Raw genomic sequence first — 14,313 nt, forward strand, 5'->3', positions numbered from 1 at the left:
CAATATACTCAAGTAATTCTTATTCGCCTTTTTCCCAGAGCTGCACCAGTTCTACCAGTGTATTCACACTCCGCTGCATGTCCTGCACACTTACAAATTCATGCTTACTGTGCAGGGCCATTTCACCGGTAAATAAATTCGGGCAGGGCAACCCCATAAAAGACAATCTTGCACCGTCTGTTCCACCCCTGATAGGCAGCTTCCTAACGGTACCGCCTGCACGACTTATCGCTTCTTCAGCGTATGCCACCAGTTTCGGAAAATGCTGCACCACTTCTTTCATGTTGCGGTATTGTTCCTTCACTTCCCAGGAAAAAGATGAGCCGGGGAATTTTTTCACTATTTCATCCCCCAGGTGCTGCAACATATATTCATATTCACCCAATTTAATGGTGTCAAAATCGCGGATGATAAATTGAAGGGTCGCTTTTTCAGCGCTTCCCTGCAAATTCACCGGATGCACAAACCCTTCCCGGCCTTCAGTAAATTCCGGCGCCAGTTTTTCTTTGGGCAGTGATTCTAAAAATGCTGCGGCAATTTTTATTGCATTCACCATTTTACCCTTGGCAGCCCCGGGATGGGCCGCGACCCCGTGAAAATGAAGGGTCATACCATCCGCTGAAAAGTTCTCCTCCTCCAGGCTGCCTGCTTCACCAGCATCCAGGGTATAGCCAATATCGGCACCAAGCTTTTTCATATCGAGCTTGTTTACGCCACGGCCCACCTCTTCATCCGGCGTAAAGAGGATCCTTATTTTACCATGCTTCAGTTCAGGGTGGGTTACCAGGAAATTTGCCAGGTCCATAATCACTGCCACGCCGGCTTTGTCATCGGCCCCCAGCAATGTTGTGCCCGAAGCCGTAACAATATCTTCACCAATCTTCTCTTTCAGGTAGGGGTGGTCGGCCATAGTGATCACCTGCGAAGGATCATCCGGTAAGACAATATCGCCACCGTCATAATTGCGATGGATTAAAGGCTTTACACCTGTACCGCTTACATCCGGTGAAGTATCCATATGGGAACAAAAGCAGATGGTGGGAATTTCCTTTTCACTGTTGGCAGGAATTGTCGCATATACATACCCGAATTGATCCATTTCTGCGTCTGCAAGCCCGATGGCTTTTAATTCTTCCACCAGCATCAGGCCCAGGTCTTTCTGCTTTTCAGTAGACGGGAAGCTGTCGGAAAAGAAATCACTTTGTGTATCCACCTGCACATACCGTAAAAAGCGATCCTCCACAGTATATTGATACGTATTGATCATGAATGCAATAATTTCGGGCAAATTAATCTTTTGATGGCAAAGGCAAATCTGGCTAAACCGCTTATTCCTTTTGGATGGCTGCGAACAATCCTTTTCCTGCTCGTTTACCTGGCTGCCATTGTTGCAACTGGCTTTCTTAAGCTGGACTTCTACACAATGTACACGCTGATCTGTATAATTAGCGTAACACTGGTCCTTGTTTTCAGTCTGTACATTGACCGGATAAACTGGCGCGACATAGGTATACAATGGTCGGGGTTCCAGCTGCAGGCCGCAACAGGATTCTCCACTGCAATTGCCATCCTCGGTTCGGGCACCTGCATCCTGGTAGCCATTGACCAGCTTAACTGGATGGATTACCAGTTCAATGGCAGTTCCCTGGTATTATCCTTCGGACTGATGTTGATGGTCGCATTTGCAGAAGAAGGGGTTTTTCGGGGCTATGTGCTGAGAAACCTGTTGCAAAGCACTACCCCTGTTCCTGCCCTAATGGTTTCAGCGGCCTTATTCGCCATTTTTCATGGCGCAAACCCCAATGCCAGCTGGCTTGCCCTCGTGAATGTATTTATTGCCGGCATACTGTTGGGCATCAATTATATTTTCACCAAAAACCTGTGGTTCGGTATAGCCCTGCATTTCGCCTGGAATTTCTTCCAGGGCCCGGTTCTGGGGTATGAAGTAAGCGGACTGGACCTGCCTTCAATTCTCACGCAGAGTATTGGTACGAACACGCTGCTTACCGGTGGGGCATTCGGGTTCGAGGGTTCTTTGATCAATACAATCTTATGTACACTGGCTACAGGCATCCTGGGCATAATTTATTGGAAACAATACAGGCCCCGGAATAACCAGCCTGTCACAACAAAAACTGCCACCAGCTTTTAAAGGATGGTGGCAGTTACTTAGCCGGACACTAATATACCGGCACAGATTTTACTGACTTTGTTAAGGCATAATGATCCTGGACTTAGGCGCTTTGATTTCAACCAGCTCAATATCAAATACCAGGTCTTCACCCGCAAGCGGATGGTTGGCATCCAATAAAACTGCTTCATCCAATACTTCGGTAATCACTACCGGTACTACTTGTCCCTCACTGTTGTTCAGGTTCAGGCGCATTCCTACTTCCAATGGCATATCCTCTGGAACCTGGTCACGCGGAAACTCAATTACCATTTCAGGATTCTTAGGACCATAAGCTTCATCTACCGCTATATGAACGGTTCTTTTATCGCCAATGACCATTCCTATCACGCCGTTGTCGAAACCAGCGATCACCATACCACTGCCCACTTCGAACTCTAATGGATCGCGGCCTTCGGAACTGTCAAATGTTGTTCCGTCGGTAAGGCGACCATGGTAATGCACACGAACGGTATCGCCGGATTGTACTTGTTGCATATCAATTTTTTTTATTGAAAAATCGGGTGGAAAGGTAAGAGTTATATTTGGACCATGAAACAGATAATCTGCTGGCTGCTGGCCCTGATGCTTTCACAGCCCCTTCCCGCACAGCGTATACAGCCTGCCGCCGAACGCTTTTCGTCCTACCTGCACCTGCTCAAAGGCAAACGGGTGGCTATTTTCGCCAACCAGACCTCGGTTATTTCCGACCGCATCCACCTTGTAGATACGCTTAGTAAACAGGGCATACATATTATAAAAATATTTGCTCCCGAACATGGTTTCCGGGGCACCGCCGATGCCGGCGAAAAAGTGGACAACTCCATTGATCCGGCAACCGGCATCAGGGTCATTTCCCTGTATGGCAAAAACCGGAAGGCTACCGCTGCTGACCTTGCCGATGTAGATATTCTCGTATTTGACATCCAGGATGTTGGCTGCCGGTTTTATACGTTTATTTCCTCCCTCGAAGAATTTATGGAGTCTGCAATACAAGCCAGGCTTCCCCTGGTGATCCTCGACAGGCCTAACCCGAATGGTTTTTATGTTGATGGTCCCGTACTGGAAAAGCCTTTCCGTTCATTCGTGGGCATGCAACCAGTTCCTGTAGTTTATGGTATGACCATTGGTGAATATGCCAAAATGCTGGCTGGTGAAAAATGGCTGGACAGCAGCCTGCATGGCGCACTCGCTACATTTTCCCTGACAGTGATTCCCTGTGGCAATTATACACATAAAAGCAAATATGTATTACCGGTAAAACCTTCTCCCAACCTGCCCGATATGTCGGCCATTTACTGGTATCCCTCAACCTGTTTTTTTGAAGGAACCGCATTGAGTGAAGGAAGGGGAACCGACCATCCCTTCCAGGTTTTTGGCCATCCCAGCCTGCCAAAAAATTTATTTGCCTTTACCCCGGTTTCCCGCGATGGGGCAAAAGACCCGAAACTCAAAAACCAATTGTGTTATGGATGGGATATTTCCAGCGACCCGCAAAAGGCATTGGCAGCTATTAATAACCGGTTGCAATTGAAGTACCTGTTGCAGGCCTACCAACTGTTTCCTCAAAAAGACAGTTTTTTCCTGGGAAAACCGGGCGCGCCGCCTTCAGGGTATTTTTTTAATAAACTGGCCGGAAATGCCAGCCTGATGGACCAGGTGAAGAACGGTGCATCCGAAGCCACCATTCGTGAATCATGGCAGCCGGCGCTTAACCGGTTCAAAGCCATACGAAAAAAATATTTACTCTATCCTGATTTTGAATAAGCCCGGTTCAGTTAACGCACTGTAATTTTGCGAATATGGATTATCGTCAGTTAAGAATTGTTTTCATGGGTACACCAGAATTTGCCGTTGCTTCCCTGGATGCACTGGTAAAAGGCGGCTGCAGGATTGTTGGTGTAATTACTGCGCCCGATAAGCCGGCAGGGCGGGGTATGCAACTGCAGCAAAGCGCGGTGAAACAATATGCAGTAGCCCATCACCTGAATGTACTACAGCCCGTTAAACTGAAGGATCCCTTATTTGTAGCGCAATTGAAAGCATTGAAAGCCGACTTGCAGGTGGTGGTGGCTTTTCGCATGCTACCCGAAATTGTCTGGAATATGCCACCGCTGGGAACGATCAATGTTCACGGATCGCTCCTGCCCCAATACCGGGGCGCCGCGCCAATCAACTGGGCTATCATTAACGGGGAAACTGAAACCGGTGTTACCACTTTCAAGCTTCGCCAGGAAATTGATACAGGCAATATATTAATGCATGCCAAACTGGATATTGGCGAAAATGAAACCGCAGGTTCCCTTCACGACCGGATGAAATTGCTTGGTGCCGACCTGCTGCTTGAAACGATCAATGAGCTGGCAGCCGGGGAGTTGGAAGAAATCACGCAAAGCATGTTGGAAGTTGACCCTTTGCTGGTTCGGACCGCACCGAAAATCTTCACCGAAACCTGCAGGATCAACTGGGAAGATCCGATCGACAAAATATATAACCTCATCCGCGGGCTATCACCTTATCCGGCAGCCTTCACGGAACTCGATGGAAAAAAACTGAAGATTTTTGCAGCAAGTAAAGAATATACTCAACCAGCAGAAACTCCCGGGGCATATGCAACCGACCATAAATCCTGGTTGAAATTCGCTGGCCCGGATGGTTATCTGTTCGTTACTGATATCCAGCTGGAAGGAAAGAAAAGGATGCCGGTCACCGATTTCCTGCGTGGCTACCGCTTTCCACAAAATGACTTATCCTGATGATAAGCTATAACACGAAGGACTGGCTTACTGTCCTGTTCCGTTTTCACAAAGCAGATACCATCAGGAAACTATTTTCCCTGATACAAAGCTTAATGGGATTTGCCATTTTCATTTATATACTTACGCCGCCCATCGGATATGTATTCGACCTGGGATGCCTGGTGATTCCGGCAGTGGCATTTGTTTTTTATGTTTTAGCCAGCCTGGAACTGATCGCTGAAATTATACGCATCCATATCACTGAAATCCTTATACCCGGTCATGCATAAGCGAAAACTTGCAACGTTTTACGTATTGCTAATTTTAGTAACTGCTTCCTGTTCAACCTCCAAAAAAACAGTCAGCGCGCCACTGCCCGCACCTGTCCGTAAAAGCCTTCCCCCACTGCCGGAATCTGTTGTAAACCTTCCGGTCACCATTGCCATACAGCCATTCCTGCTGGAGGCTGAAAAACTGGCACCAAAAGAGATTACTTCTGCAGGATGGCCAGGTTACCTGAATAGCGGCTGTGATTTTCGCTATAAATACCGTTTTATACGTTCGGGCTTCAGGTTTTCGTGCAGTAATAACCGCATTACGGTTGCGATGAACGGCAACTACCAGATTGCTGGCAGCAAAACAGTTTGTGTCATGAACCAGGCTATCTCCCCATGGGTGAACGGAAGTTGTGGTTTCGGTGATGAACCTATGCGAAAAGTTAATATCAGCCTGGTGTCCGACCTGCATTTCACCCCCGATTATCGCTTGCGAACCAATACCCGGGTCGATAAAATACAGGCCATCGACAAATGCCTGGTTACTTTTTTCAATAACGACGTTACTGCCGAAATCCTCGACAGCATTTCTGCTTCTATAAATGCATTCGGGAAAAACATCGATGCGGCAATAAGCAATTTGCGGTTCGACAATGTGCTGGAACCAATCGGGGAAAAATCCGGCAGGAAAATACCCCTGAGCACATACGGTTACCTCAAACTCAATGCCAGTGAAGTAAACCTGGGTCCCATCAATTTTGCTGGCGGCAACCTCGATTTTATGGCCGGCATTTCCTGTTACCCGGAAATCAGTTCAGATAGCAGTAACGAAAATGTTTCGCGGCACCTGCCACCACTTAAAGGAAATATTGCCGGAAATGGCTTTAACCTTTCGGCTAATGCTATTTATGATTATACGACAATCGACACTTTGCTTACGCGGACATTACGCAACCGGGAGTTCGATGTTAAGGGAGAGAAAATTAAGATCGAAAATGTAATGGTTCGGGGGCTGGACAATTACAAAGTTGAATTCAGGATCAGTTTTACCGGCACCAAAAAAGGCACACTCTACCTGCAAGGCAGTCCGGAGCTGGACCTGGCCACACAAACGATTACTGTGCCCGACCTGGAATATGACCTCAATTCTTCCAGTATCACGCTCCAGATAGGAAAAACATTTTTCAACAGGCAGATTCTGGAACGTTTACGGCAACAGGCGAAAGTAAATGTGTCTGAGTTGTACCAAAAAAACAAAACACGGATTGACAGCCAGTTCAACCGTACTGTTGCAGATGGTATAACCCTGAAAGGCGGCACCAGCCAATTGCGGTTAAACGGCCTCGTTATCAATAAGGATAATGTGCAGGTACAGGCAAATGTTACAGGTAACCTGGCCTTAGCTATCGCCAAACTGCCCGGCAATTAAATTGCATCAAACCAAAGCGGCGTTGCGTCATCCCAGTCGCCGTTGTAATTGATGAACAACTCTTCCCCTGCGGCAATATCGCGCATGGTTTTAATACGTATCAGCCCGTGTTCAAAATCCATTTCGTATTCGCAATTACTGGCATATGAATGATTATATACAGGTACATAACCAAGGGCCATACAGCAGGATTGCCGGTCTTCACCCCACTCGAAAATATAATCGTGCAGGGTGGTCTGGTCGAGCAAAGCCCTTTCTCCGGCGCTCATTACGATAACCGGACTTATTTCTATTACTGTAAAAGCAGCAAGGGCTTCGGTCGTGAAAACACCTCTACCCATCTTATCAGTCGGGGCTACAAGTAAGCAGGGCAAAATCATTGCACAATATAAAGACCTAAGTTGGTAATTTTGGCCAATGTCTGAAGAACTGGAAACACCCCAAACTATCAGCGAACAGTTTGAATCGATCATCCACCTGGAAGATAAACTGCTTATCAGGGAATTCCTGAATAACCAGAATATCAGTGATGTGGCTGAACTGGTAGATGAGTATGATGAATACGCCAGCCAGATAATTGGCAATATGAGTACCCATCGGGCAGCCAGTGTTTTCAAAATACTGGATGTGTCGGTACAGAAGGATATCATCAACCAGCTTCCACCCCTGAAATCTGCTGAGTTGCTCAATGAGCTTCCGGCCGATGACCGCACCGCCTTCCTCGAAGAATTGCCCAGCGAAGTGGTGAAGGAACTAATCAAAACCCTGGAACCTGAAGAACGCAAGATCACCCTCGCCCTGCTTGGTTACCCTGAAGGCAGCGTGGGCAGGTTAATGACACCCGATTATATCGCCGTAAAAGACGACTGGACAATTGCGGAAGTGCTTGAGCATATCCGCAATGTTGGCCGGGATAGTGAAACAATTGATGTGATTTATGTGGTTAATGATAAGGGCGAATTTGTAGATGATATGCGGATCAGGGAAGTCATACTTGCCAGTCCGGACCATATCGTCAGCGAAATCATTGACTATCGTTATATCGCGTTGAAAGTTACAGATGACCAGGAAGAAGCCAACCAGATTTTTAAAATGAATAACCGAGTGGCTTTACCGGTAGTGGATGATAATAATATTTTGCTGGGCATCGTTACGATCGATGACATTTTATGGGTAGCGACAGAAGAATTCAGTGAAGACATCCAGAAAATTGGTGGTACCGAAGCGCTGGAGGAACCCTACCTCGAAATCCCATTATTTAAACTTTTCCAAAAAAGGATAATATGGATGGTCGTGCTGTTTATAGGGGAAATGCTGACTGCCACGGCTATGGGTTATTTTGAAGACGAAATTTCCAAAGCAGTGGTACTTGCCCTTTTCATTCCACTGATCATTTCCAGCGGGGGAAACAGCGGATCCCAGGCTTCCACCCTTATCATACAGGCTATGGCCGTTGGCGAAATTACCATTACAGACTGGTGGCGCGTCTTACGCCGTGAAATCATGTCTGGATTATTATTGGGATCGGTACTTGGATTGATTGGCTTTACCCGCGTAATGATGTGGGCACAATTTTTCCCGCAAATTTACGGGCCGCACTATATTTCGGTTGCCTTTACCGTTGGATTTGCATTGGTTGGTGTTGTGCTTTGGGGAACACTCAGCGGATCGATGCTTCCAATTGTGCTGAAGAAGGCCGGGGCTGACCCTGCAGTATCATCCGCTCCTTTTGTGGCAACCCTTGTTGATGTAACAGGTTTAATTATTTATTTTTCAGTTGCCTATATTTTCCTTCGCGGCATCCTGTTATAATTTTATAAACCGACCATAGTTTCTACTCATGAAATCATTTTTCATCTACATCCTATTGTCCATAACCGTTAGCCTCCATGCGCAACAAAAAACAACAGGGCTTACCATAGAACAAATCATGCGCGATCCCAAATGGATCGGTTCTTCACCTGCTAACCCTTTCTGGTCTGCTGATGGAAAACTCTTTTTTTACTGGAACCCCGATAAATCAGTCAGCGATTCACTCTATTTTTTAATACCGGGGAAAACCGGCATCACAAAAGCGGATATACCAACCCGCCAGTCACTCATCACCCAGGACCAACTGGTTTTCAATACCACCAATTCAGCATATACATATAGCAAGGATGGCGATGTTTTTTATGTTGATATAAAATCAGGCATCAGGAAACGGATAACCCAGACAGCCGAAAATGAATCCGATCCATTCTTCTCATTTGCTGATACTAAAATTGTTTATGAGCGCAACCTGAATTTATTCGCATGGGATATCCGTTCAGGCGAAACTTTACAACTCAGTAATTTCAGGGCAGGCAATCCGCCCGCATCCGGTAAAAATGAGGCAACAACTTTACAGGAAAAATGGCTGGAAGAAGACCAGTTGAAAAATTTCGATGTACTGAAAAGCAGGAAGTACAAAAAAGACCTGGCAGATTCACTGCAAAAAAAAACCAGGCTTCAGGAATTGAAAAAGATATATACGGAAGATAAAATCCTGGATCGGTTGCAACTGAGCAGCGATGGCCGATACATTACTTATTGCCTTACAAAACCAGCCGGTAACGCAAAAAAAACTATAGTCCCGAGTTATGTAACCGAAACGGGATTTACCGAGGAAATTCCCAGTCGCACCAAGGTAGGCGCTCCCGAAGGAGACCAGGAATTATTCCTGTATGACCGAAGGAAAGACACTGTTTACAAAATCAAGACCGATTCACTCCCAGGTATCAGGCACCAGCCCGATTTCGCAAGTCCGGTTCCGGATCCGCCTGTCCGTAAAGTGAATGCCACTGACATAAGCTGGGCACCTTCAGCACCATATGCGGTTGTGGATTTTCGTTCCACCGACAACAAAGACCGCTGGCTAATACTATTGGACGGCAATACAGCCAGGCTAAGCCTGCTTGATCACCAATACGATTCAGCCTGGATAGACGGGCCGGGTATCGGCGGCAGTTGGGGTGGTGGAAATTTTGGCTGGATCAGCAATGAACAGTTCTGGTTCCAATCAGAGAAAAGCGGTTACTCACATCTTTATATATTCTCCGTCAGTAGCCATTCCCTGAAAGCAATAACAGCAGGAAATTTCGAAATCCAGACAGCGAGGCTTTCATCCGATAAGAAATACTTTTATTTTACCAGCAATGAATTGCACCCGGGTGAACAGCATTTTTACCGGCTACCCGTAACCGGTGGAAAACCGGATCAGCTCACAACGCAGACAGGGGCAAACAAGGTATCTGTATCACCCGATGAAAAGAAACTCGCTATCCTGTACTCTTCCAGCAACAAGCCCTGGGAGCTTTACCTGCAAGACAATAAATCCGGCAGTCTGCCGCAGCAAATTACTTTCAAGGCTACCAGCGAAGAATTTTCGGCCTATCCCTGGAGGGTGCCGGAGCTGATCACATTTGTGGCACGCGATGGGGCAACTGTATATGCAAGGCTGTACCAACCAGCGAAATCCCATCCTTCGAAACCCGCTGTAATATTTGTGCATGGCGCCGGTTACCTGCAAAACGCACACAAATGGTGGAGCAGTTATTTCAGGGAATATATGTTTCACAACCTGCTTGCAGATAATGGCTATACAGTTCTTGATATTGATTACCGGGCAAGTTCAGGTTATGGCCGCAACTGGCGCACGGGCATCTATCGTTTTATGGGCGGGAAAGACCTTACCGACAATGTAGATGGGGCAAAACTACTGGTCGAAAAATATGGCGTAAACCCAAAGAATATCGGCATTTATGGAGGATCATATGGTGGCTTCATTACCCTGATGGCAATGTTTACCACACCAGGCGTATTTTCTGCCGGCGCTGCATTACGGCCGGTTACCGACTGGGCCCACTATAACCACGGCTACACATCAAATATCCTTAATGAACCCTTTACCGATAGTGTCGCTTACCGGCGAAGCTCCCCGATATACCATGCAGCCGGCCTCTGTGGCAAACTGTTAATCTGCCATGGCATGATTGACACCAATGTACATTTCGAAGATGTGGTTCGCCTAAGCCAGCGCCTGATTGAATTAGGCAAAGACAACTGGGAAATTGCCGCTTACCCGCTTGAAGACCATGGTTTTGTGGAACCCAGTAGCTGGACTGATGAATATAAGCGCATCTTCAGGCTCTTCGAAACAACATTAAAACAATAAATAATGTTACGAGGCGTTCGCTTTAAGGTATAGCTAATATTAACTATTATTGCCTCAAAATTACCTCATTTCGCCAAAGTCAACTGAATATCATGTGTGGAATTGTTGCTTATATTGGACACAGGGAAGCCTACCCGGTTATACTAAAGGGACTTAAAAGACTTGAATACCGTGGCTACGACAGTTCAGGTGTGGCCCTCATTAATAATGGACTGAGAGTATTTAAAAAACAGGGTAAAGTTGCCGAACTGGAAGAAACCCTGGTTGGCAAAGACCTGCATGCAAATATTGGCATTGGCCATACCCGTTGGGCAACCCATGGCGAACCCTGCGACCGCAATGCCCACCCGCATGTTTCCCGAAGCGGAAAACTGGCGATGATCCATAATGGCATTATCGAAAACTACATGCAATTAAAGCAGGACCTGGTAAAAAAAGGATACGAATTTACCAGTGATACTGACACCGAAGTTTTACTGAATTTCATCGACGATATCCATTCCAACAATGGCGGCGAACTGGAAGAAGCAATACGTATTGCCTTGAAACGTGTTGTCGGTGCATATGTTATTGTGGTCATCGACGAAGACCACCCGGATACTTTAATCGCGGCACGCAAAGGCTCACCGCTGGTAATCGGGATTGGCAAGGGTGAACATTTCCTGGCAAGTGATGCTTCCCCGATTATCGAATATACCAAAGAAGTGGTGTACGTCAATGACTATGAACTGGCCATCATCAAATCTGATGAGCTGATCCTTAAAAACCTGGGTAACGAAAAAATTACCCCCTTCATAACCAAACTGGATATGGAACTGGCTGCAATTGAAAAAGGTGGCTATGACCATTTTATGCTGAAGGAAATTTTTGAGCAGCCCAATACTATTTTTGATTGCCTGCGCGGAAGGCTTGATGCTGCTAACGGCAGTATCACCATGAGTGGCATCCAGCAATATGCAGAACAACTCACTACTGCCAGCCGCATTATAATTATTGCCTGTGGTACCAGCTGGCATGCCGGACTGATTGCAGAATACATTTTTGAAGAAGTGACCCGTATACCTGTTGAAGTGGAATATGCTTCAGAGTTCCGGTACAGGAACCCCATCGTAAATAAAGGTGATGTTATTATTGCGATTTCGCAAAGCGGGGAAACTGCTGATACCCTGGTGGCTATCGAAAGCGCAAAAGAAAAAGGGGCGATCATCCTGGGTGTAGTGAATGTAGTTGGTTCTTCCATTGCCCGTACCTCTCACGCTGGCGCTTATACGCATGCCGGCCCGGAGATAGGCGTAGCAAGTACAAAAGCATTTACGGCACAGCTTGCCGTGCTGACCATGATGGCACTGAAAATAGGCTACCTTAAAGGCACTCTTCCTGAAAAAAGATACATGCACCTGCTTACAGAATTGAATGATGTTCCGGAAAAAGTTGGGGCTGCATTATTAAACAAGGAAAATATCGAAAGAATTGCCTTGAAATACAAAGATGCTACAGATGCGCTCTTCCTTGGACGCGGTTATAATTTCCCGGTTGCCCTTGAAGGCGCCCTTAAACTCAAGGAAATATCATACATACACGCTGAAGGGTACCCTGCAGCAGAAATGAAACATGGCCCCATTGCGCTTGTTGATAATAAACTCCCCGTCTTTTTCGTGGCTACAAAAGACAGCTTCCATGAAAAAGTTTTGAGCAATATGCAGGAAATCAAAGCACGAAAAGGGAAGATTATTGCAATAGTCAGTGAAGGTGATGATGCCGCTAATTCCCTGGCTGATGACCTTATAGTTGTGCCTTATGCCGATGAGTTGATCGCACCAATTATAAATGCCATACCCATGCAATTAATTGCCTACTATATCGGCGTTGCCAAGGGCTATGATGTCGACAAACCCCGTAACCTGGCAAAAAGCGTAACTGTAGAATAATTTACTTTGTTTTTTGTACCGGCTTTGTTCCGTATATAAGGATATCAGATATCCGGCACTGTTCACCTGCAACCGGGTTCAGCAGTTTTAACCTGACCAGGTGTTTCCCCAAGGGCAACTTATATTTCCAGGTCAGTTCATGGCGGCGCGTAGTATAAGCAACAGGCAGTTTCGCTTTTTCAAATAGCTGGTTATCGATATACACTTCCAATTCAAAAACATACTGGCTGGTTGAATTCCACCTTGCAGTTTCACCTTTTACAACAAAACCTGTCCCCGTAAAATCAAAATTGTACTCACCCTCCAGCGCCTTGTTTACAAATTGCTGGGAAATTGGGTAAGCATCGCCGAAACTCTGCTCCAATTTTACTGCCTTGGGGGCTTCATAAGGCAGGCTGATAACATCTTTGCTGATATCCCCGCCATTCTTTGCAATATTCTGCAAGGCATGCTTGTAGCCAATTTCATAAACATCAGCCAATGAAGTGGAAGTATACTTGAAATCTATCTGCTCGGCATCTTTCAAGCCTTTTTTCCAGTAATCCGGAATTTTATTATAGCCCAGAATCGTACCCAGTATTCCTCCTGCGGAAGAAGGATTACAATCGGCATCCTGTCCGCATCGCGTTGTAATATCCATAGTTTTTGAAAAATCACCATTGCCATACAATAACCCGATCACTACATAGGCAGAGTTTATGGTTGCATCAATGTTGAAAGGTGCAAAAACGCCATCCGGGCAACCGATATCCTGGGCCCATTTTTTTTGCAATTCAAACCATGTCTTTGTCCAGTCTGTGGGATAAGCCTTATGCCAGCGAATCACATCCGAAATACATTGGTAATATTTGCTTTGCGAAGGAATTGTCTTCAGCGCTTCATTAATAATTTGCGGAATATCACTGGAAACAAAAGCCAGGGTATAACAGGATCCAAGGAACACACCACCATAATATCCATCACCATAATTCATGATATGCCCGATCTTATCTGAAATTTTCGCAGCCACATTTGGCATCCCTGGAGACATCAGTCCGGCGAAATCACTTTCGATCTGGTAATCGATACAATCGGCATGCGGATTATTTTCCCAGTACCCCGATTGAGGCGGCATTATGCCCTGCAAAATATTGTACCGTGCGGCCTGGTTAGCATGCCAAAGCGCATAACCTGCGTTGGCAAAGGCTTTCGCATGCGATGCAACCGGTGCATCCAATCCCTCTTTTTCAAACACTTCAACAAAAGTGAGGTCCATATACAGGTCATCATATAAGCCAGGGCTCTCCAGCATTGTTTTCTTCACATAGCCATCATACCAGGGAATAGGCTGGTATGCATTAATCATGGTACCACAATACCGAAACTCCATAGGTCCGCCATAGGTAACGCCAATAGTCTGGCCGGCCCATCCCCCTTTAATTTTATCCTTTAAGGCCAGCTTACTTATACTGTATTTTTTTTGCTGTGCGGTTACAACTCCGCAGGCAAATAATAGGCAAACAAAAAAAACAGCGGTTTTATGCATACAAAATATATTGAAGGCTGATTCAATGCGGAGAAATTACGAAATAAACCACT

At 46.1% G+C, this 14,313-nt stretch carries 12 protein-coding genes; 8 read left to right on the forward strand and 4 right to left on the reverse strand.

Going from position 1 to position 14,313, the window contains the following annotated elements:
- Positions 1 to 19: 19 nt before the first annotated feature.
- Positions 20 to 1,267, reverse strand: a complete 1,248-nt coding sequence (gene pepT / locus LAQ65_RS08910; protein WP_224116606.1) for a peptidase T — start codon at positions 1,265 to 1,267, stop codon at positions 20 to 22.
- A gap of 33 nt (positions 1,268 to 1,300) precedes the next feature.
- Here pepT and LAQ65_RS08915 point away from each other — a divergent pair, with 33 nt between their 5' ends.
- Positions 1,301 to 2,152 carry a CPBP family intramembrane glutamic endopeptidase gene (locus LAQ65_RS08915; protein ID WP_224116607.1) on the forward strand — a complete coding sequence of 284 codons (852 nt, stop codon included), beginning with the start codon at positions 1,301 to 1,303 and terminating at the stop codon, positions 2,150 to 2,152.
- A gap of 60 nt (positions 2,153 to 2,212) precedes the next feature.
- Here LAQ65_RS08915 and LAQ65_RS08920 read toward each other — a convergent pair whose 3' ends face one another.
- Positions 2,213 to 2,668, reverse strand: a complete 456-nt coding sequence (locus LAQ65_RS08920; RefSeq protein ID WP_262901407.1) for an FKBP-type peptidyl-prolyl cis-trans isomerase — start codon at positions 2,666 to 2,668, stop codon at positions 2,213 to 2,215.
- A 54-nt stretch (positions 2,669 to 2,722) separates the two neighbouring features.
- Here LAQ65_RS08920 and LAQ65_RS08925 point away from each other — a divergent pair, with 54 nt between their 5' ends.
- From LAQ65_RS08925 to LAQ65_RS08940, 4 genes are read left to right on the forward strand one after another with little or no spacing between them, the layout of a single operon-like run.
- Complete coding sequence (locus LAQ65_RS08925) at positions 2,723 to 3,937, forward strand: exo-beta-N-acetylmuramidase NamZ family protein (protein ID WP_224116608.1); 1,215 nt, start codon at positions 2,723 to 2,725, stop codon at positions 3,935 to 3,937.
- 35 nt (positions 3,938 to 3,972) lie between these two features.
- The gene (gene fmt / locus LAQ65_RS08930; protein ID WP_224116609.1) at positions 3,973 to 4,926 is read left to right on the forward strand and encodes a methionyl-tRNA formyltransferase; all 954 of its coding nucleotides are present in this window, start codon (positions 3,973 to 3,975) and stop codon (positions 4,924 to 4,926) included.
- Entirely contained in the window at positions 4,926 to 5,198 is a 273-nt protein-coding gene (locus tag LAQ65_RS08935) for a hypothetical protein (protein WP_224116610.1), read from the forward strand. Before fmt ends, LAQ65_RS08935 begins: the two co-directional genes overlap by 1 nt.
- Positions 5,191 to 6,612 carry a DUF4403 family protein gene (locus LAQ65_RS08940; RefSeq protein ID WP_224116611.1) on the forward strand — a complete coding sequence of 474 codons (1,422 nt, stop codon included), beginning with the start codon at positions 5,191 to 5,193 and terminating at the stop codon, positions 6,610 to 6,612. The genes LAQ65_RS08935 and LAQ65_RS08940 overlap by 8 nt, the downstream gene beginning before the upstream one ends.
- Here the strand turns inward: LAQ65_RS08940 and LAQ65_RS08945 are convergent.
- Positions 6,609 to 6,992: an SET domain-containing protein gene (locus tag LAQ65_RS08945; protein ID WP_224116612.1), complete on the reverse strand. Its 384-nt coding sequence runs from the start codon at positions 6,990 to 6,992 to the stop codon at positions 6,609 to 6,611. The two genes, LAQ65_RS08940 and LAQ65_RS08945, sit on opposite strands and share 4 nt — an antisense overlap.
- Before the next feature lie 37 nt (positions 6,993 to 7,029).
- On the opposite strand from LAQ65_RS08945, the gene mgtE reads away from it, so the two are divergent.
- From mgtE to glmS, 3 genes are all read left to right on the forward strand, one after another.
- Entirely contained in the window at positions 7,030 to 8,424 is a 1,395-nt protein-coding gene (mgtE, locus tag LAQ65_RS08950; RefSeq protein WP_224116613.1) for a magnesium transporter, read from the forward strand.
- A gap of 28 nt (positions 8,425 to 8,452) precedes the next feature.
- Positions 8,453 to 10,807 carry a S9 family peptidase gene (locus tag LAQ65_RS08955; RefSeq protein ID WP_224116614.1) on the forward strand — a complete coding sequence of 785 codons (2,355 nt, stop codon included), beginning with the start codon at positions 8,453 to 8,455 and terminating at the stop codon, positions 10,805 to 10,807.
- Positions 10,808 to 10,899: 92 nt separating this feature from the next.
- Entirely contained in the window at positions 10,900 to 12,735 is a 1,836-nt protein-coding gene (gene glmS, locus LAQ65_RS08960; protein WP_224116615.1) for a glutamine--fructose-6-phosphate transaminase (isomerizing), read from the forward strand.
- Between the two features lies 1 nt (position 12,736).
- Here glmS and LAQ65_RS08965 read toward each other — a convergent pair whose 3' ends face one another.
- Positions 12,737 to 14,260, reverse strand: coding sequence for an ADP-ribosylglycohydrolase family protein (locus LAQ65_RS08965; protein WP_224116616.1), 1,524 nt, complete (start codon positions 14,258 to 14,260; stop codon positions 12,737 to 12,739).
- Positions 14,261 to 14,313 lie beyond the last annotated feature (53 nt).

The organism is Flavihumibacter profundi, from assembly GCF_020076305.1.
Lineage (GTDB): Bacteria > Bacteroidota > Bacteroidia > Chitinophagales > Chitinophagaceae > Flavihumibacter > Flavihumibacter profundi.

Excerpts from the sequence above, each read along its gene's own strand:
- pepT (WP_224116606.1), bottom strand. The coding sequence starts at position 1,267 with ATGATCAATACGTATCAATATACTGTGGAGGATCGCTTTTTACGGTAT.
- LAQ65_RS08915 (WP_224116607.1), top strand. The coding sequence starts at position 1,301 with ATGGCAAAGGCAAATCTGGCTAAACCGCTTATTCCTTTTGGATGGCTG.
- LAQ65_RS08920 (WP_262901407.1), bottom strand. The coding sequence starts at position 2,668 with ATGCAACAAGTACAATCCGGCGATACCGTTCGTGTGCATTACCATGGT.
- LAQ65_RS08925 (WP_224116608.1), top strand. The coding sequence starts at position 2,723 with ATGAAACAGATAATCTGCTGGCTGCTGGCCCTGATGCTTTCACAGCCC.
- fmt (WP_224116609.1), top strand. The coding sequence starts at position 3,973 with ATGGATTATCGTCAGTTAAGAATTGTTTTCATGGGTACACCAGAATTT.
- LAQ65_RS08935 (WP_224116610.1), top strand. The coding sequence starts at position 4,926 with ATGATAAGCTATAACACGAAGGACTGGCTTACTGTCCTGTTCCGTTTT.
- LAQ65_RS08940 (WP_224116611.1), top strand. The coding sequence starts at position 5,191 with ATGCATAAGCGAAAACTTGCAACGTTTTACGTATTGCTAATTTTAGTA.
- LAQ65_RS08945 (WP_224116612.1), bottom strand. The coding sequence starts at position 6,992 with ATGATTTTGCCCTGCTTACTTGTAGCCCCGACTGATAAGATGGGTAGA.
- mgtE (WP_224116613.1), top strand. The coding sequence starts at position 7,030 with ATGTCTGAAGAACTGGAAACACCCCAAACTATCAGCGAACAGTTTGAA.
- LAQ65_RS08955 (WP_224116614.1), top strand. The coding sequence starts at position 8,453 with ATGAAATCATTTTTCATCTACATCCTATTGTCCATAACCGTTAGCCTC.
- glmS (WP_224116615.1), top strand. The coding sequence starts at position 10,900 with ATGTGTGGAATTGTTGCTTATATTGGACACAGGGAAGCCTACCCGGTT.
- LAQ65_RS08965 (WP_224116616.1), bottom strand. The coding sequence starts at position 14,260 with ATGCATAAAACCGCTGTTTTTTTTGTTTGCCTATTATTTGCCTGCGGA.